This window comes from Sphingobium sp. R-21 (assembly GCF_049913335.1).
Lineage (GTDB): Bacteria > Pseudomonadota > Alphaproteobacteria > Sphingomonadales > Sphingomonadaceae > Sphingobium.
Genome location: NZ_CP184374.1, coordinates 285,981 through 309,427, shown reverse-complemented (window position 1 = coordinate 309,427; position 23,447 = coordinate 285,981). Strand labels below are relative to the sequence as shown.

The following is a 23,447-nucleotide window of genomic DNA, read 5'->3' as shown; positions in this document are numbered from 1 at the left end:
GCGACAATCCTATAATCAGGCCGCGAAATAATCATAGAGCGCTTCGGTCTTGGCATAACGGGTGTTCAGTTCACCCTCTCCGCTTTCCGCCCCGAACGCCGCCATCTGTTGCGTCATCCGTGCCAATATGGTCTCCCACCCGCTCGCCGGCTCGTTTGCCGCCTCACCGGGCTTATAGGCGAGCGCTACATCGCCTACGGTCCCCACCGAGCCGTTCGCACGCGTGAAAGTAGAGGTGGCCAGCACGACATTCGATCCGATCTTCACATTCTGCTCGACCGCACGCGATGACAGGCTGATCGAGGTGATACCATGATCGGCCAGGGACTTGAGTTCCCCGCTATCGGTTGCGCCATCACCATCGCCATCCACCCAGACCTTCAGCTCGCCAAAGCGGGTGTCGTTTGCGTCGATCTTGCCGTCCTTATTGGAATCGAGTGCTCCAAGCGCATCAAGATCACTCTTGGCATTGCTCTTCTCGGTGAGGAAGCTGAGTTCCGAAGCGCTGGTAATGCTACCGTCCCCGTCGCGATCAATGACGAGGAAACCATCGCCCTTCCCGACCCAGCCGGTGTTGTCCGCAATCCCGTCTCCATTCATGTCAAAGGCGGCCTTTGCCTTCTTGATCGAGCGCATCTCGACGCCGTCGCCATCCAGATCGAGGATGATCGGCGAAAGCATGCCGATGTCCTTGTTGGAGAAAGACAGGATGGTGGCTGGATCAATCAAGCCCGAGCGCCCGTCCAGAACGGCGGTGTCACTCCGCCGACGAACAAACATCTGACCGCCGGTTGTCGAGATCATATAGCGCTTGGATTTACGCTCATATTCCTGCCGCTCGACGTCAATCGCTGGTACAATCGGAGCATCTGAAGTGGCAGGCGTTTCGGTCCCCGTCCATGCCGAATAAGCCTCACGCGCGCTGCCATCGCCGCGTACATAAGCGAGTCCGGCATCGAGAGCTGTACCAGTGGTGCCATTAGTACGGCTGAAGCTCGCTTTGCCATAAATGATGTTACCACCGTCGTTGGCGTTTTCCGGCGCGACTGACAAAAGGCCGATGGCGCTGATCCCGGCTTCAGCGAGACTCTTAACTTCACCCGCATCCGAGATGCTGTTGCTGTTGGTGTCGAACCATAGCTTGAACTCAGCAAAGCGCGCATCGAGCGCGTCAAGCACGCCATCCCCGTTGCTATCAAAAGCCTTCAGACCCTCGAGATCGGTCTTGGCGCCTTCCAGATCACCGACAAAGGAGATTTCGGCAATGTCGGAGATCTTGCCGTCACCATTGCGATCCAACGCCAGGAAAGCATCACCCGCTTCGATCCAGCCTGTGCGTTCGGTCGCGCCGTCGCCGTCCATATCAAAGCGAACTGTGCTTGAGGTTACCGAGATCAGGCCAGCACCGTCACCGTCATAGTCAAGGATGACCGGGGCGGCGATCCCGATGTCGGAGGGATCGAACGACAGGAAAACGTCACCGACGGCTCCGCTGGTACCATCATCACGCAAAAATTCCGAGGTCGCATAAATCACGTTATCGGCCCCTCCCGGAACCTCGCCTGTCAAGTTGAGCGTCAGGTTCACCTGTGCGATCCCCAGCGCCGAAAGCGAGAACAGCTCCCCAGTCTGGCTGACGCCATCCTGGTTGACGTCCCGCCATATCTGGAATTCGGCGAAACGTTCATCGCCACCATCAAGGAAGCCGTTGGCATTGCTGTCATAGGCTCGCAGCCCTTCAAGGTCCGAGACAGCGCCTTCGGCATCCTCCACAAAGGAGATTTCCTTGATATCGTCGATTGTACCATTGGCGTTACGATCCAGCGCCAGGAAACCATCGTCACCGCTGAGCCAGCCAGTACGATCCGCTATTCCATCCAAGTCCATATCGAAGGTTGTCGTAGAGATATCGGCGGCCACAAGTTCGAGGCCATCGCCATCGAGATCCAGCATGACGGGAGGCGTTGTCTGTCCACGGCGAATGAAAGTAATCTTCATCGGAATATAAGTTGTCCGATCGCCGTTTACGATGTTGAGCGTGAAGGTTGCGTCAACGCTTGAAGTTCGCCTGACGCCTCCGATCTTCAGGCCGCCCTCCCATTCGCCGTCCCAATCCTGTCCGGGAACCCAGAAACTGATGCGTCCAGAAGAATCAATGTTGATATTCGGCATAGCCGTCGCGTTGATCTCACCACTTCCACCCGAAACAACATTATATTCTCTATAGCTCAGGTTTGAGATGGAATAGGTAACCCCCTGACGTTCGGGATCAGTGACGATCGGCGTGATATACCGGGTCACGGCCGAAGAATTCGCCATGATCCAATATTCGGTATCGGTTCTCTTGATCCACGTTCCTTTGGAACTGCCGGTCAGGTAGGACGCATAGGAAACGTCTTCATTCACGTCAGCGACATTGAGCGTCAGGGTTGCTGAGGCTATCTGGCCCGAACTGTTATCAATCGCCTGAACGCCCAGATTGAATGTTGCTCGGGACGTGTCTCGGCCGGTATAGACCTGATATTCGTAATAGCCGCCATATTCGTCCCAATAGCCTTGGGTCTGGTAAACTTCGACGAGAGACTCATAATCTGTTCCTCCCGTCATCCAGATCGCACCGGTCGCTGCATCGATACTCCAAGGACCCCAATTCTGCGAACCATTGGAGAATCGGTAGCTGATATTGGCGCCACCTTCCGCGTCGGACAGCATCAACGATTTGGCATTGAGAAGCTCGCCAGAGGTCGCCGTGACACCTGTCCATGGCCCCAAAGCCGTGTTGGATTCATTGACATTGAAGGAGCGATTGGCCAGCGTGTGCTGCTCATTAACGTCAGAAATGAACACCTGCATGAGTGTTGGGCTAGACCAAGCGCTGCCATCGAAGGCCTTGAGCGACACGTCGGCGACACGGGCATCAAGACGTCCATCGCCATTCCAGTCGTAGATATTATAACCGTTCGCCCGGAACCATTCGAAATCAAAATTAAGGCCTGGTTGGAAGCGAACCGTATTGCCATCGATATAGAACCAGCCCTGCGACGTACTTCCGTCTGCAAAACGCAAGGACGGCGTCCCGCCATCAGGATCGCTTAATCCGAACGAACCGGTCACGACATAAGCGTTTGCTGGATTGGAACCGAGACCTGTTTCGTCGAAGAACGACCATTTTGTCGCTCCATTGTCTGGCGCATTAGGGGTTTCATTCACATTGGCGATTTCGATCCAGAAATTGGCCGCCGCTTCGGTATAGCCCGGATTGCCCTGATTATCGCGTGCCCGAATGACATAGTTCCGTCCAGGATCCGGCGCCTCGCGGTTGAGTGGAGCATTTGTCCTGATGATACCAGTCACATTGTCGATCACATAGCGCCCGTCCCAGGACTGGTTGGAATAGTTGGTGCCGTCCCAGAACCAATAACGCTGCTGGCCAAAGGCCACCCCCGATCCATCCGGATCGCTCGCCGCGACCGTGCCGACAGTGGTCCCCACCCCGACATTCTCACTCACATACATGGTGAAACCAGCGAGGCTGTTGGCTTCGTTCACATTGTTAATGCCGATTGTGACAGTCGTGGAAGTCTGGTTGTAACCGGCATTGCCCTGATTGTCCCGGGCAAGCACGGTATAGTTGACCAGGGCGTTGCCGGCTTCGTAATTCAAGGCGCTATTAGTCTTGATCAAGCCGGTCACGGCATCGATCACATAGCGCCCGTCGAACGAAGTGTTGCTGGCCACAGAGCCATTCCAGAAATAATAGCGCTGCTGACCAAAGGCCACACCAGAACTGTCGACATCAGTTGCAGTCACCGTACCAACGAGCGTACCGACGCCGACATTCTCGTTGACCGCCATGGTATAGCCGGCCGGCAAGCTGTTCGCCTCGTTAAGGTTGTTGATGCCGACCGTCACCGTCGTCGAACTCTGGGTGTAACCGGCAGCTCCCTGGTTGTCGCGCGCGATTACTGTGTAGGCGACGCTGGTGTTGCCCGCCTCATAGTTGAGCGCGGCGTTGGTCTTGATTTGTCCGGTGACCGCATCGATCGTATAGCGACCATCCGAGGACGTTCCGCTCGCCGCCGAACCGTTCCAGAAATAATAACGCTGCTGACCAAAGGCCACACCGGAACCGTCGGGGTCGCTGGCCGCCACCGTGCCCACAAGCGTGCCAATGGCGACATTCTCATTGACCGCCATGCCATAGCTGGCTGGCAGGCTGTTCGCCTCGTTCAGGTCGACGACGCCGATGGTGACGGTGCTGGACGTCTGGTTATATCCCGCCGCACCGGCATTATCTCGCGCGATAACCGTATAGGCTACGTTGGTGTTACCCGCCTCATAGTTGAGCGCAGCGTTGGTGGTGATCTGCCCGGTCGTCGCATTGATGGCATAGCGCCCATCCGACGACGTGCTGCTCGTTGCCGAGCCGTTCCAGAAATAATAACGCTGCTGACCAAAGGCGATGGCAGAGCTATCAGGATCGCTGGCCGTGACCGTGCCGACAAGAGTGCCAACCGCCATATTTTCGTTGACCGCCATGCCATAGCTGCCTGGCAAGCTGTTAGCTTCATTGATGTTATTGACGGCAACGGTAAGGGCCTGATCCTTGGTCTGGCCGAAGCTGTCGGTTACGCGAACGGTAATCGCATGCGACGTCGCAGCCTCGTAATTGAGGAGCGACCCATTGGCTACACTCAGCACGCCCGCCGAGCTTAATGCAAAGCGTCCCCCAGCATTGTCGATGAGCGTGTAGGCGAGGACATCGCCCGCGTCAGGATCGACGCCGGTGATCGTACCCACCATGGTATTGTTTGCCGCATTCTCGTTGATCGAGCCCGACAGGTTCGCGCCGGTTGGCGGCGCATTGATGACGACCGTCGTCGTCTTCACGGCCGAGATCGCGGTCTGCCCAGCCTCGGTCGCACGCGCCGTGACGGAGAGCGAGAGATCCTGACTCCAGCCTGCCGGTGCATTGACCTTGAGGCCGCTTGTCTGGGCGGATGTCAGCTTCCAGATCCCCGCAGCACTGTCATAGGTTCCAGCGCTCAGCGTCACTCCCGACGGTACGCCGGAAATCCAGATTTCCTGGGTTTCGGAGCCGTCCGTGTCTGGGAATGTGACATCGAGCGTCAACGGGATGCCCCCGGCCTGCCCAGACGTACCCGAGCCGCCAGTAAAGGCCGCGACCACCGGCGTATCCGCGATAGCGTTGACGGTGACGGTAAATTCCTGGGTCTCCGTGACGCCGCCCGCATCAGTCGCCTGAACGCGAATGGTTGCCGTCCCGCTGGCGTTGGAAACCGGCGTGATCGTGAAACTGCGCTGATCGCTGGAATCGGGCGCGCCGAACACCAGCCCCGCATTAGCGATCACAGACGAACCCGATATGACTGTGGCCGACATCTGGATATTCGCATTGGGCGTAATATCATCGGTCGCTGTGACGGTGAGATTGATCGTCCCGTCCTCATTGACCGTCCGGTTACCGATGGCAGACATGACCGGCTTGGCGTTCGTTCCCCAATAGGTCGCCCATTGCGCCTTGTAGGTAAGGTCGGCCATCAAGATGTCACGCTGCGCGGTCGTGGTCGGCTTGGTCTTGGTCGCCATCAACTGGACCAGGCCCTCGACGTTGATCTGCGTGCTGTAGCGCTCACCCGCGATGATGAAGTCGATCTTGTAGTTGGACCGGCTGCTGGGATCGGAGATCAGATACCAGTCCTTGATGAGAACGCTGGAGGTCGTGCCGATCACGCTGATCCGCATGTCGTTGCCGACCTGTTCGAACCAGAGATCCTCGTCGTTGATGGAGCCAGCGGTGTCCTGGAAGCCCAACACGTCGACATCGTCGCCCGAAGGGTCGTAATTATAGATGGTGTCGGCCTCGGACGAGCGCGTCACGATATAAGTGTCGTTGTCCACGCCCCCGTTCAGCAGGTCGTTGCCAGCGCCGCCATCGAGATAGTCGTCCCCGCTTTCTGCATAGAGCTGGTCATTGCCAGCCCCGCCGAGCAACGTGTCGTTACCGGTTCCACCATAGATGATGTCGTCACCATCATCGCCCAGCAAGGTATCGGCGCCATCGTCGCCATAGAGCGTGTCGTTGCCGCTCCCACCCTGGAGATTGTCGTCGCCAGAACGACCGCGCAGAATGTCATTGCCGCCGAGACCCTCGATCCGGTTGACGGACCCATCGCCACTCAGCGTATCAGCAATTCCGGTGCCCCGAAGATTTTCGACACTGGAATAGCTGTCACCCGCCGCTGCGCCAGTGTTTGATGCCGGAGTTACCAGATCGGCCGTCACGCCCATCGTGTCGGCAACACCGGATCGAAGCTGACTATAGTCCGCCCAGTCCGAACCGGCGCCGCCAATCAGCTGGTCGGAACCAAGACCACCAAACAGAACATCGTCACCATCGTCACCGTTAAGAATGTCATCTCCGTCCTCGCCAAAGAGCGTGTCGAACGTTCCCACGTCATTGGCACCGCCATAGATGCTGTCATTGCCAGCACCCGCCCTGATTGTGTCAGCGCCATCACCACCATAAACGGTGTCGTGGCCGTTGTTGCCGATCAGCAGGTCATCGCCAGACCCGCCGTCAATGAGATCGTCGCCATCGCCCCCATCGATGGTATCGTTGCCGCCAAAGCCGTAGAGAAGGTCGCGATTCTGCTGACCGATGAGCGAATTGGCATTGGCGTCGCCCTCCAACACATCATCCTGGTTGTCCACGGCCAACGTGATTGTCCGTTGGATTGAGTGCGGAGCCGCACTGAGGTCGGTGGCGGTCATGGTGAACGCGATGCTGCTGCCCGCCTCATAGTCGAGCGCCGCGCCCTGCTTCAGCCGCAGGACATTGCCCACGACCTCGAACCGGCTATCGGACACGGAATAGCTGTAACTGGCGTCGGCAAAGCCCGCGATATCCGGATCGGTAACACTGAGCGTCCCAATGGTAGTAGCAGGAAGCATCGTGCCATTGGCAACCCGGTCGCGTTCGGCCACCGAGGCGAGGCTCGCCGACCAGTTAAGCGCGGTTGGCGCCTCGTTGACGTCCTCGACCCGAATGGCAAAATCAGTGCTGCCTGGCGATGACAGGCTGCCATCCGTGGCATCGACGGTTCCGGTCAGCAGGACCTCCATCTGCCCATCGCCATCGCTGTCTGAGGCGGTGAGGCCGCTATTGTACAGCGTCTCGAAATCAGGCTCGAACCCATCGGCAAAGTGAACCTCGTTCCCGACAACCTTGAAGCGGTTGGAGGGATTACTGACGAGGCGCAATGTGGGGGTCGGTCCGTCCACATCCGACAGGGTGAAGCGTGCGACCCAACTGTTCGCCAAGCCGCCGGACAAAGCTTCCCCGACAATGCCCCGGGCATCCGACAATATGGGCGTATCGGGCACCTCGTTCACATTGTTGACGGCGATGGTGACGGTGCTCGATGCCTGATTATATCCGGCAGCGCCCTGATTATCGCGCGCGATGACCGTGTAGGAGACGCTGGTATTCCCGGCCTCATAATCGAGAGCGGCATGGGTGCTAATGAGACCGCTCACCGCGTCGATCCTGTAGCGGCCATCGCTGGAAATGTCGCTGATCGCGCCTCCGCTCAGGAAAAAATAGCGTTGCTGCCCGAAGACATCGCCCGCGCTGTCGAGGTCGGTAGCCGCAATCGTACCGACCGGCGTGCCAATGGCGACATTCTCATCGATGGCCATGGCCTGGGTTGCAGGCAAGCTGTTGGCTTCGTTGCGGTTGGCGATGCCGATCGTGACCATACTCGCGGTCTGGTTATACCCGGCCTGCCCGGCATTATCGCGTGCAATCACCGTATAGGCGACGCTGGCATTATCCGCCTCGTAATCAAGCGCGGCATTGGTCTTGATCTGCCCGCTTAACGCATCGATCATGTAGCGACCGTCCGAGGATACCGCGCTCGCCGCCGAACCGTTCCAGAAATAATAACGCTGCTGTCCGAAGATATCCCCGGCGCCGTCAGGATCGCTCGCGGTGACCGTGCCGACCAGGGTGCCGATGGCGACATTTTCATCGACCGCCATCGCATGGGCGGCCGGAAGGCTGTTCGCCTCGTTCCAATTGCCGACCGTGACCGTAAAGTCCTTCTCCGTCCATGCGCCATGGACATCGGCAACCCGGACACGGATCGTGTGGGACATGGCAGCCTCATGGTCGAGGAGAGCCGGATTTTGGGCAATGAGTAAGCCATCGTTGGTGAGAGCAAAGCGACCACCGGCGTCATTGACGAGCGAGAAGGTCATGGCCTCGCCCTCTACCTCCGTGGCGGCGAGTTGCTTGACCGGGCTGTCCACACCGGTCGGGGATCCCGTGGCGCCTTCCATCACGGAGATGGAAGTGCCATCCGCTGTTCGGATATCGCGCGGCGCGTCGTTAACCGCCGCAATGCTGACCTTAACGGCAATTTCGGCCGACTGACCGTCCGCGTCGGTGACGATGACGGTAAAGCTGTCTGCGCCGTTGAAATCGGCATTGGGCGTGTAGACGAGGAACCCCGATAGGCCGTCCACGGTCGCAGAACCGTTGGCCGGTCCGGTGCCTAGCAGATAGCCGCTGATATTCTCGTCATGATCAACAGCGCCCGCTGCAACGGGGCCGCTGGCATTATCCTCGTTGATCGCAATCGCAATCGCGTTGCCGGTTGGCTTCGCCTTATGGCCCTCATGCCAGTAGGTCACCAATTGCGTGGCGATGGCTGCAGGCATGCTGGCCGGCGTGGACGCGCTGCTGGCCGACATGCCGCCGATCAGCGGGGTGGCGTATTTGAGGAACAGGCTGTGCGTCGCCGTGCTAATGGTACGGATGCGAGACGGATTCGTGGTGCTGAAATAATTGCTGACGGTGATCGTCGCATCGCCACCAATAACGCCGATCTTCAGGTCATCACCCTGGCGGGTTAGCCAGATATCGTCGATGCCGACGCCCTGGTCGAAGACAATGCTGTTGATCCCCGATCCGTCCGCGATGGTGTCGCTGCCCGAGCGGGCGTCGAACAGATAGACATCATCACCGGCATCGCCCTGCAGCCAGTCAGTTCCTGTTCCTCCTGCGAGCGTATCGTTACCGTCCCCGCCCACCAGGACATCCGCGCCATCGCCGCCCTGCAACTGGTCGTTGCCCCAATTGCCTTCGAGATGGTCGTCGCCGCCATCGCCAAGAATCTGGTCATTGCCGGTCCCGCCATAGACCTGGTCATTGCCTAGGCCAGCCTGGACCAGATCATTGCCATCGAGCGCATAGATGACATCGTTGCCGTCGCCGCCATCGATATTGTCGTCGTCTTTACCGCCGTTGATGAAGTCATCGCCATCACCGCCGTCAAGAACGTTCGCGCCATCGCCGCCATTGATGACATCGTTACCGCCAAGGCCGGATAGACGATTACCCCCCGCATCCCCGGTCAGCGTATCGGCAAATTGTGAGCCCGTGACATTCTCGATGCCAATCAGAAGATCACCTTCCGCATCACCCCCTGAACCGGTGCCGGTTACGAGGTTGACCTGCACGCCTGCTGCTGAACGCGCATAGCGTGCACTGTCACCCCAGCCGATTTCGGTCGCGGCCGAGTTGGTGCCGCCGTCGAGACGGTCCGCGCCCGCGCCGCCTTCGAGAATATCGTCGCCATTCCCGCCATAGAGGAGATCGTTGCCGTCATAGCCGACGAGAACGTCATTCCCGTCTCCGCCGGCGAGATTGTCGGCGAGGCTACCCCACTGTCCCAGGATCAGGTCATCGCCCGACGTCCCCGCGACCTGCGCCGAGCTTGTCGCCCACATTATCGAACTCAGTGATGCGGACAATCCATCGGCGAACTGCAACGTCTCGATGGCGCCATTAGCCGTGAACTGATCGTAGAGGATGAGCTGAGCGGTGGACGATCCATTGTACTGGATCAGAAGATCATTGCCGGTTCGCGTGAATTTGAGATCGCCGAGGCCAATGCCCTGCCCGAACTCGAGCACATCCTCGCCACCCGATACCGAGCTATCATAGGCGAAACGGGTGACCTGCTGCCCGTTCGTCCTCGAGAATCCGCCAAGCCAGCCCGCCTGAATATAGGCGGAAGGGATCGGTGCGGCGGGCGTAACGCCTGGAGCATAGACATAGCTACTGCTGTCATAGACCAACGTACCGTTCGAATCCTGGACCTGCAGCCGCCAATAACGATACCCTGAAACCGGTTCGATCGCGCCCGTGGTCGCCCAGGACTTGACTGAATATCCATCGGCGAGTTGGCCCGCGCTCGTCACGGCCTCTTCTATGGAAAATGCGGCATCCTTGATGTTGTCGGCGCCATCCCCAATGTTCCAGACATAGGTGTCATCGCCCACACCGCCTCTCAGCGTGTCGTTACCCTGGCCACCCGTCAGGACATTGTCATCTTCGTCGCCGCCAAGGATATCGGCGGCAGCGCCGCCGGTGAGGTCCTCGATGCTGTCATAGCTATCGCCCGCGCCTTCCCCGGCGTTCGACCAGCTTGCCGAAAGTACCGCGCGAACCCAGCCACTCGCCGAGACATAGGAAGCCGTATCCTGCCCCGCGCCGCCGATCAGGACGTCATTACCCTTGCCGCCATCAAGGATATCGTTACCGGCACCGCCATACAGAACGTCATCGCCCATCTCGCCTTTCAGCGTGTCGAAGCCGCTATTACCGGCGATGATGTCGTTGCCCGATCCGCCCGCGATGACATCGTCGCCCGCGCCGCCCGTGATCCAGTCCGCTCCTGATGTTCCGGCCAATGGCGTGATGTCGGTTCCATCCGCATAATCAGTGCCCGCGATCAGATTCGTAACACCTGCACGAATGTCGAGGATGCCGGTCTGATAAAAGGCCAGTTTCTCGATCTGGCCAGGCAGCGCATACCAGTCCTTGATCGTGATGCTGTCGCCAATCGAATTGGCCGTCGAAAACTCGCTATTCTCATCAGCGATATTGAAGATCAGATCGTTGGAGCCCGCTGGGCGCGACAGGACGATATCCTGGATCTTGATGCCCGGATCGAACTCGATGGTGTCGGTGCCGCTATTGGCGACAACAGCACTGCCAGCAGGCGGGTTGAAGACGGTCAGGGTTCCCGTCACATCGTCATAATCGAACCGGCCGAGCCATTGCAGGTTGGGCGCTTGAGCCGTGCCCACATTTTTGCGGAGATAGGCGCCGCCGGGGCCGGTCACCTCACCAGTCTGCTCGTCATAATGATAGCCCGCCGCTTCATTCCACTGGCCAGAAGCGCTCCAGACGACATCCCAATGCGCGGAATAATCATCGAACAGTTCATCACGGCCATCACCACGCGAATATTTGAAAATATCATCGCCCGCGCCGCCAACGACCACGTCGCCATCCCCGCGACCACCGGAGAGGATGTCGTTGTCATCGCCGCCATAAAGGTCATCGCCGCCGCCGTCGCCCGAAAGGGCATCCTTGCCCTTGCCGCCGATCAGCTGGTCAACGCCTAGGCCACCGACCAGCAGATCCTGGCCCGAATGACCGGCGACCAGGTCGTTGCCGGTTCCGCCATTGCCGATATCGTCGCCGCCAAGGAGCTGGAGCTGGTCATCGCCGTCGCCGCCATAGACGAAGTCGTTGCCGCTGGTGCCGATCAGCACATCGTTGCCACTACCACCGACGATAAAGCTGGTGATATCACCGATGCGGATTTCGCTACCGTCGGCGAATTTGAGCCATTCGATCCGCTTGAAATAATCGGCGAACCAATCCTTCACGGTCAGTTGCGTGCCGGTGAAGGTCGTGACACCACTTGCGTTGGTCTGCATCACGCGGATGATGAGATCGTCGCTGTCCGTGCTCGACCGGATCATCTGAATGTCGTTGAGGCTGATGCCTGCGCCGAAGACGATCGCATCCTCGCCACCGATTGCGGCCTTCTGGACCACGCCGGGGGCATCACCAATCCAGTTCTTCTTGATCGTTCCGGCAAGCAAGCCCGCCATGCGCTGGCTGACATAATCGCCTCCGCCTGCTTGTGCGGCGGGCGCGCCATTGGGTTCGTCTTCGGCAATATCGGCGCCGTCGCCCAACCGCACCAGATATTGGTCGTTATCCAGGCCACCCTTGAGGATATCTCCATCGCCGGCGCCGCCTGCAAGGATATCGTCGCCCGCACCAGCGGTCAGCGTATCGGCGCCTTCACCGCCCTCGAGCCAGTCGGAGCCCTCCCGGCCGCGCAACAGATCGTTGCCCGCGCCGCCGTTCAGATAATTGCCGTCGCCGCCGAGCGCGTTCTGGTCGGCCGTGCCCGCTTCGAGCACGTCGTCGCCATCGCCGCCCAGGAGCCAGTCGTCCAGGCGACCGCCATAGAGCGTATCGTTGCCAGTGCCGCCGAAGATGTTGTCGCCCAGGTCCGAGGCGTAGATTGTGTCGTTACCCGCACCGCCATCGACAGTGGCGGCGACGTCGATGGCAAGCTCGCGCCGGTCAGCGGTCGAGAAGGTAATGGATGCTACCTCGTTCGTGCTCCTGCTGCGCGAAATCGTGAAGGTCGCGGTGCCGCTGTCCTCATGGACAACCACATTGTCGAGCCATACATAGGGCTTGGAGCCGCTGGTTGCGTCGATGATCGTGCCCTTGCCCGATATCGGGGTCGCGCCATTGGCGAGTGCGCCCGCCCCTGCCGTCACCGTAGCCGTCAGGGTGAAGCTCTCATTGCCTTCGACATTGAGATATTGCGGCTTGCCGTTACCCGGCGTCACTTGTCCAGTGAGCGGGTTTGTGGTGGGGCCGACATATTCGGGGTTGAGGACATTGTCGGCGATCACCGCCGTGCGCACGAAAAGCTGGGTCGTGCCCGCCGCGAAGGTCGCACTGGTCGCATTTGTCCAGTTGATGCCGTCGATGGAAACCTGAAGGTTGCTCGTATCCGTGGCGCCATAATCGATGCCCTGGCCAGTTGCCCGACCACCCGCAAGCGCGAGGCTCACGGTCACATCGGTACCCACCGCCTTCGACAGGCTGAGGCGGAAAACGGCATAGCCATCGGCCTCCGACGCAAAGCTCCTGCCTACCATGAGGTGAGCGGCGGAGGAGGCGTCGCTGATGATCGTCGCCGTCGCGTCGCCGCCAATGGCGCTCACCCCCGTGCCGTTGGAAAGCGCCGCGAGGAAACTCTCGATCGCTGTGTCGGTATCGCCCGCGACCGCAACGGTAACCTGCTTACGCAATTCGCCGGTTGCAAAGCTGACGGTCGCGTTGGTCGCGGTGAAGTCAGCGCCCGATGCAGCAATGTCATCCTGCAATTCGCCGTTGACGGTATAACCGCTCTGATCGGCCAGTTTCTTGCCGCGCAGGTCGATGACGTCGTTCGCAGCGCCAGCTTCGATCGTCGTCTGTCCAGCGATGTCGATCGCATCGCCCAGCACATAGTCGCCGATACCGATCAGGCGGCTGATCTGGCCCGAATAGGGGTCATAGTCGAAGCCAAAATCAACGCTGACCGCGTTGGTTTGCGCCTCTTGAATCAGATAGGAGAAACCACCATACCAGTCGCTCGCATGGCGGCGGGTTAGGCCAAGTTCGACGGCACGCGCAAGGTTGATCATCGTCTCGGCGGCGAACACACTATCGGGTTCGGCCGCCACCAGCGCGTTGATCACGGTCGAGTTGGCGAGATAGCTCTCATATTGCTGCGCCGAGGCAATATTTCCAAGCAGGACGCTACTGTCGAAATCCAGAGCATTAAGCCCGCCCATCTCAAACGTATTGTAGAGTGCGCGTTTGACATAGACATCGCCGCCCGCGATCTTGAAATCTGGATCGGTGAGACCGGTATAAACGCCGTAGCCGATTAGGCGGGTTGCGGCATCCTTACCCGAGAACCTCTGCGTGATCGCGTCGCTGCTCTTGGTCGAATAGGGTTTGTAGACGAACTTCTTGCCCCGCATGCCGTAATTGCCGGACTGAACCGATGTCGGGTCCAACAACGCGCCGCCGGTCGCGGAAAGAATGCTGTTGAAAGTTTCCGAAACCGCAGACGCAACCGAGCGCGCCGCGTCCTTCGATCCGCCCTTCTTCGACCAGACATTAGCGACGACGAACCTACCTTCGTCCTCGCTCCACTGCGCATCCGCGCCTGATCGAGGGATACCACCAAATACGGAGCCAATCAGGCCTCCTACGATGAAGCCCACAAAAGCACCCACGAGTGCACCCACGGGTCCCGCAGCAATTCCTAGAGCCGAAAATGTCGAAGCAAGCGATCCGCCTCCGGTCACAAGCGCAACAGCGCCGATAGCCCCCAAAGAAGCTCCAACGGAAGATCCAATCTGTCCGCCAATCGTATCGAAGGAAACGATTTCCGATGCCAGCTTCGTACCCAAGAATGAGCCGACCGCAGTGAGCACCATTGTTGGGTTAACGTCAGAAAAAACTTTCAACTGCGAGACACCGTCCGCAGCGAACTTTCCTCCGGCAGCCAAAGAAGCCAGATTGCTGGCAATTTGCCCTATCGCCGCCCCAGCAGCCGTGTCGGCCAGTTCACCGGACAATCCGTCAAGATCAAGGACATTTATAAGTTCCGCCGTCAGGAAAGACGAAATCGCTCCGATACCCGCAGACTTCAAATTAGAAAGGAATTCGGCTCCTGTGGTGGCAAATGCGTCATTCGTGGCGTTGGTCGTCGATTGGTGCCCAATAATTCCATCGAGCACATCACCAAGGTTGTCGCCAAGCGTCTTTAACGCAGCTGACGTAACAATTCCGGCAAGCTGGTTGCCACCTGCCAATCGGTAACCCAGTTGCTGGCCTAATACTGAACCAAAATCGGAAAATTCTATACCTATGGGATTGTTATTAAGTTTTATATCTGTGGAAACTGGTTTTCCGTTTTCATAAGTCGTAACTACATTCACACGACCCGTTTTCCCGGGTGTCATTGGCGATCCGCTAATAATTATGTCGCTTTCGGCAAATCCATCCACGATTTCCGTTTTTTGGATTTTCCCATCAGCCCCATAAGTGATTTTTGCCGAGCGGTATTTATCATCCCGGACTTCCCATTTTCCATTTCGACCATAGGCCAAAAACCCTTTAGGCAATGCCAAACCAGTGTTTGGATCAAGCATGCTGATTTCAGACGGCTGCCAATTGGAACGAATGACGATCTGCGATCCATTCTCTTCCAAGCCTCCGGCAAGATCCACCCGAGTGGTCTGATGAATCGCGAGTCCGTCCTTCTCATCAGGATGTGCACTGTTTGCGAGCGGCTGTGAGGCCGCTTCCATCCGATCAATCTGCTCGCGCGCGAGCAGACGCAATTCGTTCTGGTTAGCAAGAGCCGTCGCAACTCGATCCTGCTCGGCCAGCGTCACGTCAATCAATCCAGTGACAGCACCCGACGAATCCACGATAACTTTCTTTATGGCTCCCGCTACGAACTGCCCCTGACCGTTCACAATACCGGACTGCATATAGGTGACAACGGCCTCACCCTCTTTGACACTGATCGGTATGCCAATTGTGCGTGTTCCGTCCTGGTCAATCGCTATCAGCGGAATAGACGACAGCGCGACGCGTCGGCTCGCGTAAAACTGAGCGAAAAGTTGCTTCTCGCTAATGTCCGTTGTTTTGCCTTCGACATAGTAGGACGAGTTCTGCTGATTATAGTAGCGCAGTCCGTCCGGACCGAAATTCGCCCCCAGGCGTTCCTGAATAGCATCCGGCCCCCAAACGCCATCGACCATTTTATACGTATAGCTCGACTGGCCACTTGGCCCTGCCGCGATATCGACAAAATCCAGTAAGAAGACGGGTGCACCACCAAGGGCAGCGCTCTCGAGAATTCCTTTAAAAACGCCGTCCCAACCACCAAGCTGATTATCGTTTTTGACCCAAGCTATGGCACCATTCGGATCATAAACGCCATTTGCGGCTTCACGGATCGTTTCACGGCCATATTGGTCGACAGAATAATAATAACGACCGTCATCGCTGCGCACTGGCGGCCGGCTGTTAGCAGGCAAATCCAAATAGTCATCTATTGCGGCCTGCGAAATCTTAAAAGAGATCGGTTCGCGACCAAGGTATTGAGCAAGCGGACTAAGAAAAGTTGTCGCGACACCGAGGCCTCCGCCGTTCCCCCACGGCGCAACGTAGGTTACTTGGCCATAGCTGCCGAGACGTAATTGTGCCTGTTGCTCGGAGGTGACAGGAAGCGCTTTCCAGACCGAAGATTCGTTGGGGATAGTGCGATAATCGATGCCAAGAGCGGTGCCAGGGAAGGACTCAAGCATACCCTTGGATGCCCAAACGAGACCGTCCACTGCATTAATATTCTGCGCGGTAATCTCGGAGAATCGTTCATTGTTAGCAACGGCCTCAAAAAAATTAATGACCGCCTTGTCGATTTGCCAACTGAAAACATCCAACGGTACATTGTATAATGTAGGGTTATTCACCATAGCGGCGTAATTACCGATCAACGCGGCGCGACCATTAAATCCAGAATAAGTCGTAATCTCAGCCTGCTCTTCGAGTTGATGAGCTGCATTAAGGAGATTTATGTTATTGGTTCGTTGATATTCATCGCGCAGGACGCTCGCGATTTCTAAATAAGCATTGGCGCGCTTGTCAGTTAGGTTAAAACCTGGGCCAAGATAGTCTTGGGCGCGTCCAACAGCTGCCCTAAGTTGTTCTCCAAAGCTCGTGCCATCGGCCATCTCAGTTCCCCCAACCGCTTACAATAATTTTGCCGCCAAGAAAGTGCTCGACCTGCTGTCGGATTATTTCCCAGTCCGCCAACCGCTCATGACGAAAGATGATCTCAGTCATTACCGCAGCATTGGCCTGCGGATTGATGCCCCCGCCACGTTCGCCCACGACGGTTAATGTACACAGCGAAGGATAGGCATTCCCGCTCGGCCGACAGTCAATCATCGTTCGATGAAAAAAATCATTATCGAACAAGAATTCCTTGGGCGGTGCGCCTGGATATTCGATGGTAGTGAAATAATTCAGTCCATATCGGCGCGTTTCGATTTCTTCGCCCCAACGCTCACCTTTGTCCGTACGACGGAGATGGACATAATCTTTTACGCTCCTATCGACGCCTTGATAGGCGACCACCGAGAGCGCCACTACGACAACCGAGGGGCGCTCAATAGGGGTTAGCCCTGTTGCCCTACCATCCTTAAGGTCGACTGCGAACGACACGCCATTGAGCGGAGGCTTCCAGGTCTCACCCTTTTGGTGCAGATACGCTGATGGTAACGTCAGCTTGAAACGAATATCTTGCTTGAAATATTTATTCCGCTCAGTCGGAACGACTAGCGTCTCTGAATCGGCGGGTGCGAGCGCTGGAGGGCGGGCAATTGGGATAATTCCCATGGTTACGGCCGCTCCAGCCGTAAGCGCAGCAATGGCGGACACCAGCGCAAACATCTTAGCGCGCCTCATGGATCATACCTCGCAAGCGGCGCTTTGCCTCGTCAAGCCCATGCACGACGGGTCGATCGACCGGCAAAACCCTGGCGGGAGAACCACCTCCTGGCGAGGGAGAATAGATCCACATAGTTCCGCCGCTATCACTTGCCGCCATGGTATAGAGTTTCCTCGCCCGCTCCAGATCAACTGGCAGTCCTTGCCCTTCTTCATATCGAATTCCCAGTTCAAGCTGCGCCTGCCTGTTACCTCCACTCGCCCGTTGCGCGAGATCCCGAAGCCCAGGTGCCGCCACGCCTGGCTTAAGCGAAATCCCCATATATTCGTGCGACGCGCAGGCGCTCAGCGCCAGGATTGCTAATGCCGCTGGCATGAGACTCAATAGCTGTCGTCGCACAGGTAAACCCCGACTTCATCTGTTGTTCTGGCGACCCGTCGGATGGCGGACTCTGCCGGCATGCTCTGGACGATGTGCTGCAAAAGCTTTTCGACGCGGTCAACAAAATTGTTACGGTAAAATAACGATTTGCCTTTCTCAGAGGGAATTCGTGGAGCCTGCTTCATCTCTCCCTCCCCGCTTCATCCATGGCCTGCACGATAGGTGAGAGGAGATATTGGATGATCCTGCGCTCTCCAGTCTTGATCTCCGCTTGAACGGCAAGTCCGGGCCCGATGGGCTGATCCATACCCGCCACCTTGATGGTGCGTTGGTGCAAGCGAATGCGTGCGGCATAGACGAGTCCTGGCTGGACTGGCCTGTTCTTCTCGTCCCGTAGTGCCGTCTGCTGGTTCTGCTCGATCGCATCGCGGCTGATCGTCTCGACCACACCTTCGATCAAGCCATAGTCTGTAAATGGATAGCGTCTCCGGGACGTCCTCGCCACACAGCCAGTGGTACACCAGACAGGCTTCGAAGAGATTGCGCGTAAGCGATGCGGCGGCGCTGAAATCCCAATGCTCGCCCGGCTTGGGATCAGGTAGCAACTGATCAAGGCTTTTGGCAGTGACCACGATCCGCGTGAACAGCACACAGCCCCAATACATGCGGTTACCGGTGGAAGAAATGCCACCCGAACCGCGCGAGATCCGCCTGGCGCGCTTGAGTAGCTCGCGAAACTCGCGTCGGACCGCCAAATAGAACTTAGTGATTCCTGGATTGTCGAGCGCCTCGATTTCTGCGGCAGCATTCAATTGTGCAGGTGTCGCGGCTGTCATGCCGAACCTCTTGGATCAGGAGTCGGTAAGATGGCAACCCCACCCATCAACGGCACTCTGCCGGACCACGATCGTTCACCCTCAACCTCAGTTCTGCCGGGTCACGCCAAGTGGCCGGAAGGAAGCAGCGGAAGGAGGATAGATCATGGGCAGCACCGCGCCGCACATGCGATTGGCGTCTGCTATGCTCCCCATATCGGTCGTCCACATTGCCGATGAGCTGTCTCAAAAGCTGCCGCGCATTGTATACGCTGATCAGACTAAGACTCACCGCAGATAGGTCCAGAATGATGGCCTTTGACCCCATGGTTCTTGTTAGACGGAGACAACTGTGCAACCTTCGAGGCGCTGCGCCGGTGCCACCCATCGCTGTTAACAGACGATCGGATTGCTGATCGGGGGCGCAGCAGACGGGGGATTATGAAGCTAAGCGCCGTTTCGATACGGAATTTCCGACGCCTGGAAGCCGTCGCAATCGATATCGAGGACAAGGAGACGATCTTTGTTGGACCCAACAACAGCGGAAAGACATCGGCGACCGCGATCTTTCGTTCATTTCTCGGCGAACGAGACTTCAAAATTCACGATTTCGCGATTGCCACGATGGCGGATTTCGACGCCTTCGGGGGTGATGCCGAAGCCACCTCGCTGCCGGAAATATCACTCGACCTCTGGTTCACGATCGATCCAAACACGATCGCCTTTGGGCGGGTTTTCACTCTGCTTCCAAAACTGTCGGACTTCACCCGGGTCGGCATCCGGCTGTCATACGGCGTCGAGGAGCCAAGAAAGCTGCGAGATCAATATTTCGCCGCTTACCCCGCTGATGCCGACGGGAGTCGGACGAAGACGCTTTCGCAATATATGTCGACCGATAACAATCTGAGCCGACATTCCGCCGTGCGTTATGCATCGCTGGAGGAAAAGGCTGTCGAAGGCGGTGGGCTTGAGGTCCATGCCAACCCGCTGGATCCGGAAGAGGGCCGCCGCCTGCTTAAGCATCTCGTGCGGGTCGATTTTGTCGACGCCCAGCGAAACATCAATGACGATGACAGCAGCCGAAGCAATCGGCTCTCCTCCGCCTTCGCCTCTTACTATCGAAAGAATCTGGAGCAGACCGATCATGCTGCGGAAGCGCACCGAGTCATTGACGAGAACAATCGGAAGCTCACCGATCATTACGCGAAACAGTTCGATCCACTGATCAGCCTGATTAAGGATCTTGGCGTGCCGTCGATTAACGATAGGGAGCTGCGCATCATATCTTCGCTCAGTCCGGAGACCGCGCTGCGCGGCAACACCGAGCTGCTCTACGTCGATCCCGGCCGTGCACATGAGCTGCCGGAGCTTTACAATGGGCTAGGGTTCAAGAACCTTATCTACATGGCCATTCAGGCGAGACACTTTCACTCGCAGTGGCTCCTCACCGCCGAGAATCGCCCGCTGTGCCACCTCATCTTCATCGAGGAGCCCGAGGTGCATCTCCACGCGCAGGTCCAGCAAACCTTCATCGCGAACGTATGGAGCGTGATCGATCAGTCCGCGAAGGCGGCGGGCCATGCCTACCGAGATGGCTGATCGCCTGAAGGCGCTGGAGCGTGAGAACCGTGAGTTGCGCCAGGCCAACGAGATATTACGGAAGGCGAGCGCATATTTTGCCCAGGCGGAGCTCGACCGCCCGTTCAAACGATGACGGCCTTCATAGACGAGCATCGCGCGGAATATGGGGTCGAGCCGATTTGCAGGGTTCTGCCAATTGCCCCATCCACCTATCATGAGCGCGTCGCACAGCGACGTGATCCGGAGCGACTGTCAGATCGTGTCCGGCGCGATCAGGATCTGAGGCCAGAGGTGGTCCGGGTCTTTTCCGAGAATTTCGGGGTGTACGGCGTGCGCAAGGTCTGGCGGCAGATGAACCGCGAGGGCTTTGCTGTTGCCCGTTGCACTATCGCGCGTCTGATGCGCGATCTGGGTTTACAGGGGGTGATCCGGGGCAAGCCCGTGCGCACCACGATCAGCAACAAGGCTGCGCCGTGCCCGCTCGATCATGTGAACCGGCAGTTCCATGCACCGGCGCCGAACATGCTCTGGGTGTCGGACTTCACCTACGTCGCGACGTGGGCGGGCTTCGTTTATGTCGCCTTCGTGATCGATGTCTATGCTCGCTACATTGTGGGCTGGCGGGTCAGCAGGACTGCGCATGCCGGCTTCGTGCTGGACGCACTGGAACAGGCTATCCACGAACGACGTCCTGTCCATCGGGGTGGTCTCATCCATCACAGCGACCGCGGATCGCAATACGTGTCGATCCGATACTCGGAGCGGCTTGCCGAAGCCGGGATCGAGCCATCGGTTGGCAGCGTCGGCGACAGCTATGACAATGCTTTGGCTGAGACGATCAACGGCCTTTATAAGGCCGAGGTGATACATCGGCGAGGACCATGGCGGTCTTTTGAAGCCGTGGAATATGCCACGCTCGAATGGGTGGACTGGTTTAACAACCGGCGCCTGCTCGAGCCCATCGGCAATATCCCGCCAGCTGAAGCTGAGGAACTGTACTACGCCATGCTGGACGACGTCCCCATGGCTGCGTAACTTATACCAAATAGCCTCCGGCAAACCCGGCGCGGTTCAGCCCGAGCAAGCCGCCTAGTTCAACAAGACCATGCTCCCACCAATGACGTGCGTGTTGAAGTCAGCGGAATTCGTCCAGAATAGCCGCGCCAGCCTTTCCAAAAAGCTCAGACTGCCCTAGCAATCCAGCATGGACCTGCCGTGGCACTTCAGCTCAAACGACACGCCGATCGTTTATCATTACACCTCGGTCAAAGCAGCAAGGGCGATGGTCGAGACGCGCGCGATCTGGATGAGTGAATTTACCGCAATGAATGACGCATCGGAATTTACGTATGCGCGCGATAAACTCGTCACCCTGCTTACAAATCGCGAGGTGTACATTGAAACGCTCGCGCGCACCTGCGTCATTTTCATGCTCGAAGGCCTGACCGCAAACACCGGATTGATGTTGGGATCGCTTACCGCACGGCGCGACGATCTAGGCCAGTGGCGCAGCTATGCCAATAACGGTGCAGGTTGCGTGCTCGGTATCGATGCGCGCTATCTCGAGCACGACGCAGGTGTTGCGATCCGCACCGTGTTGTATGAGGAAGGCCTAGTCGACAAGATGTTGCGCACCGCTCTCGAGGTTGTGCAGGCGCAGGCAGAGGAAGCGCCCAGTGACCCGAACGAACTGATGGAGTTTGCGCGTCACCTCGTCGCCGATCTGTTCAACGTTAAGCATCCAGGCTTTGCAGACGAACGCGAGGTCCGGATCGCCCGCATGCTGATCCGTCAAGGCGACGCCAGCCTTGAAGATGTCGGCGGCAACCGGACCGGTGGCGGGAAAGTCCCGGCGCTAACGGTCCGCATGCGGAACGGCGCTTATGGCGCGACGCGCTACATCGCCTTACCGTTGAGCCGCAAAGACGGATCGAGCGCGATCGTCAGCGCCGGGCTCGGCCCGACAATAAGCATTTCCGACGCGGCCACGCAGGAAGCCTATTTCGCCAGCCACGGCCTCGACGTCTGGCGATCGACCCTGCCCTACCGCGCCTGACTGCGCAGCGCTCAGACCTCGACCATTTCAGCAACCTTATCGGCCCCGTGAGCGGCCGTCCGAAGTTATGTAGCGCGCTAGGTCTATTCTTAGCCCTCAAGTCCATCCCGCGTATGAAGTGCGTCGGGATATTCATAGAGCGGCACCTCGAGCATGCGGAGATTGATCTCGGATATGTGCCGCACCTTGGCGCGCATCCAGGGGAATGTACCGGCGAGATCGAGGAAGGCGGCGTCGTTTGAGAGGATCGCGTGGACATGGGGCGCATAGATTAGGTGCATGCCGTCATGCAGCGCCCCCCGATTTGTCTTCCCTGATTTGTATTGTAGCGCCGCCATCACGGCCATCGTCACGAGCGGTCCCTGTCGGAAGATATCTGGATAATCGGTGAACATCCGCGTAACTTCGGCGTGTGCGTCCTCGCCATAGAATCCTTTCTCCCGCCAAAATTCTCGTGCGGGCTCTTCATCGAGATCGGCACCGGTCATCAGGAGCAGGAACCCGTAGAGAATGACCATCTTCGCGGTAACCTCGTCGAGCTTCGACAGCTCGATGTCTTCGTGGATGGCGCCAAAGACCATGGACACGAATTTCGCGGTGAGCCCAACCATGTCGCGCTCATGTCCTTCGCTTTCGATCACTGTCTTAAGGTTACGCGACACTTGCCGGATTGGCGCGGTCTTCGCACGCAATTGATCGATATCGTAATCAAAGGTCCGCCGGAGCTCGCGCGTCATTGCTGGCCATGACGATGCCCAGGAGAGAGACGTGACGACGTCATAATTGATGACGTTCTGCGGATAGGCCGAGCGCATATAGCGGACCGTGAGTTCGGTCGGGGTGCCGAGCAGCACTGGATCGAACAAAGCCTGCGCCGCCAGCAACATCTCGTCTGCCCGTTCGCGATCGGACACGAGCATAATTTCCCAGAGAACGGTAGGGGATGTCACGAAGATCACCCCCTTCCTGCGCATGTACGCGCGCGTCAGTTCGATCTCCTGCAACGTGAACGTGTCGAAAAGATGATTGAATGCAGAGGTCTCCAGATAGTAGCGCTCCGATTCCGAAAAGCGCTGCAACTCTTCATCGCTCGCTGTTGTAGGGCTCGCTGCCGACATTTATTCATCCCCCACGGCTTTCTGGCAATGAAGCCGCTAATTCTAGCTGCCGGTCTCTGTA

Annotated in this window: 8 protein-coding genes, 1 pseudogene and 1 other annotated feature; of the genes and pseudogenes, 3 read left to right on the top strand and 6 right to left on the bottom strand. The window is 57.9% G+C overall.

All coding sequences use genetic code 11. The features are described from left to right. Window positions 1-15 precede the first annotated feature (15 nt). The 5 genes from ACN9MX_RS01375 to ACN9MX_RS01355 are packed head-to-tail and all read right to left on the bottom strand — an operon-like array spanning window position 16 to window position 18,276. Window positions 16-16,716: a cadherin domain-containing protein gene (locus tag ACN9MX_RS01375; protein ID WP_363827336.1), complete on the bottom strand. Its 16,701-nt coding sequence runs from the start codon at window positions 16,714-16,716 to the stop codon at window positions 16-18. 1 nt (window position 16,717) lies between these two features. Next, on the bottom strand, window positions 16,718-17,437 hold the full coding sequence (locus ACN9MX_RS01370; protein WP_363827337.1) for a hypothetical protein: 720 nt from the start codon (window positions 17,435-17,437) through the stop codon (window positions 16,718-16,720). A 1-nt stretch (window position 17,438) separates the two neighbouring features. Next, the gene (locus tag ACN9MX_RS01365; RefSeq protein WP_426387521.1) at window positions 17,439-17,756 is read right to left on the bottom strand and encodes a hypothetical protein; all 318 of its coding nucleotides are present in this window, start codon (window positions 17,754-17,756) and stop codon (window positions 17,439-17,441) included. A gap of 59 nt (window positions 17,757-17,815) precedes the next feature. Then, entirely contained in the window at window positions 17,816-18,001 is a 186-nt protein-coding gene (locus tag ACN9MX_RS01360; protein ID WP_363827340.1) for a hypothetical protein, read from the bottom strand. Beyond that, on the bottom strand, window positions 17,998-18,276 hold the full coding sequence (locus ACN9MX_RS01355; RefSeq protein WP_426387218.1) for a hypothetical protein: 279 nt from the start codon (window positions 18,274-18,276) through the stop codon (window positions 17,998-18,000). Before ACN9MX_RS01355 ends, ACN9MX_RS01360 begins: the two co-directional genes overlap by 4 nt. Before the next feature lie 796 nt (window positions 18,277-19,072). Here ACN9MX_RS01355 and ACN9MX_RS01350 point away from each other — a divergent pair. The 3 genes and pseudogenes from ACN9MX_RS01350 (at window position 19,073) to ACN9MX_RS01340 (ending at window position 22,268) form a co-directional block, all read left to right on the top strand. Beyond that, on the top strand, window positions 19,073-20,230 hold the full coding sequence (locus ACN9MX_RS01350; protein WP_426387217.1) for an ATP-binding protein: 1,158 nt from the start codon (window positions 19,073-19,075) through the stop codon (window positions 20,228-20,230). After that, window positions 20,202-21,247 (top strand): annotated as a pseudogene (locus ACN9MX_RS01345) (IS3 family transposase); the annotation flags it as partial. The gene ACN9MX_RS01350 and the pseudogene ACN9MX_RS01345, both read left to right, overlap by 29 nt. Then, window positions 20,300-20,416, top strand: a sequence feature (AL1L pseudoknot). Its footprint overlaps the pseudogene before it by 117 nt. Window positions 21,248-21,416: 169 nt before the next feature. After that, window positions 21,417-22,268 carry a DUF2971 domain-containing protein gene (locus tag ACN9MX_RS01340; RefSeq protein WP_363827377.1) on the top strand — a complete coding sequence of 284 codons (852 nt, stop codon included), beginning with the start codon at window positions 21,417-21,419 and terminating at the stop codon, window positions 22,266-22,268. 89 nt (window positions 22,269-22,357) lie between these two features. Here ACN9MX_RS01340 and ACN9MX_RS01335 read toward each other — a convergent pair whose 3' ends face one another. Beyond that, the gene (locus tag ACN9MX_RS01335; RefSeq protein ID WP_363827379.1) at window positions 22,358-23,386 is read right to left on the bottom strand and encodes a hypothetical protein; all 1,029 of its coding nucleotides are present in this window, start codon (window positions 23,384-23,386) and stop codon (window positions 22,358-22,360) included. Window positions 23,387-23,447: the final 61 nt, after the last annotated feature.

What these genes read in the sequence shown, in the direction of transcription:
- ACN9MX_RS01375 (WP_363827336.1), bottom strand. Translation starts at nt 16,716, where the DNA reads ATGGCCGATGGCACGAGCTTTGGAGAACAACTTAGGGCAGCTGTTGGA.
- ACN9MX_RS01370 (WP_363827337.1), bottom strand. Translation starts at nt 17,437, where the DNA reads ATGTTTGCGCTGGTGTCCGCCATTGCTGCGCTTACGGCTGGAGCGGCC.
- ACN9MX_RS01365 (WP_426387521.1), bottom strand. Translation starts at nt 17,756, where the DNA reads ATGGGGATTTCGCTTAAGCCAGGCGTGGCGGCACCTGGGCTTCGGGAT.
- ACN9MX_RS01360 (WP_363827340.1), bottom strand. Translation starts at nt 18,001, where the DNA reads ATGAAGCAGGCTCCACGAATTCCCTCTGAGAAAGGCAAATCGTTATTT.
- ACN9MX_RS01350 (WP_426387217.1), top strand. Translation starts at nt 19,073, where the DNA reads ATGAAGCTAAGCGCCGTTTCGATACGGAATTTCCGACGCCTGGAAGCC.
- ACN9MX_RS01340 (WP_363827377.1), top strand. Translation starts at nt 21,417, where the DNA reads ATGGACCTGCCGTGGCACTTCAGCTCAAACGACACGCCGATCGTTTAT.
- ACN9MX_RS01335 (WP_363827379.1), bottom strand. Translation starts at nt 23,386, where the DNA reads ATGTCGGCAGCGAGCCCTACAACAGCGAGCGATGAAGAGTTGCAGCGC.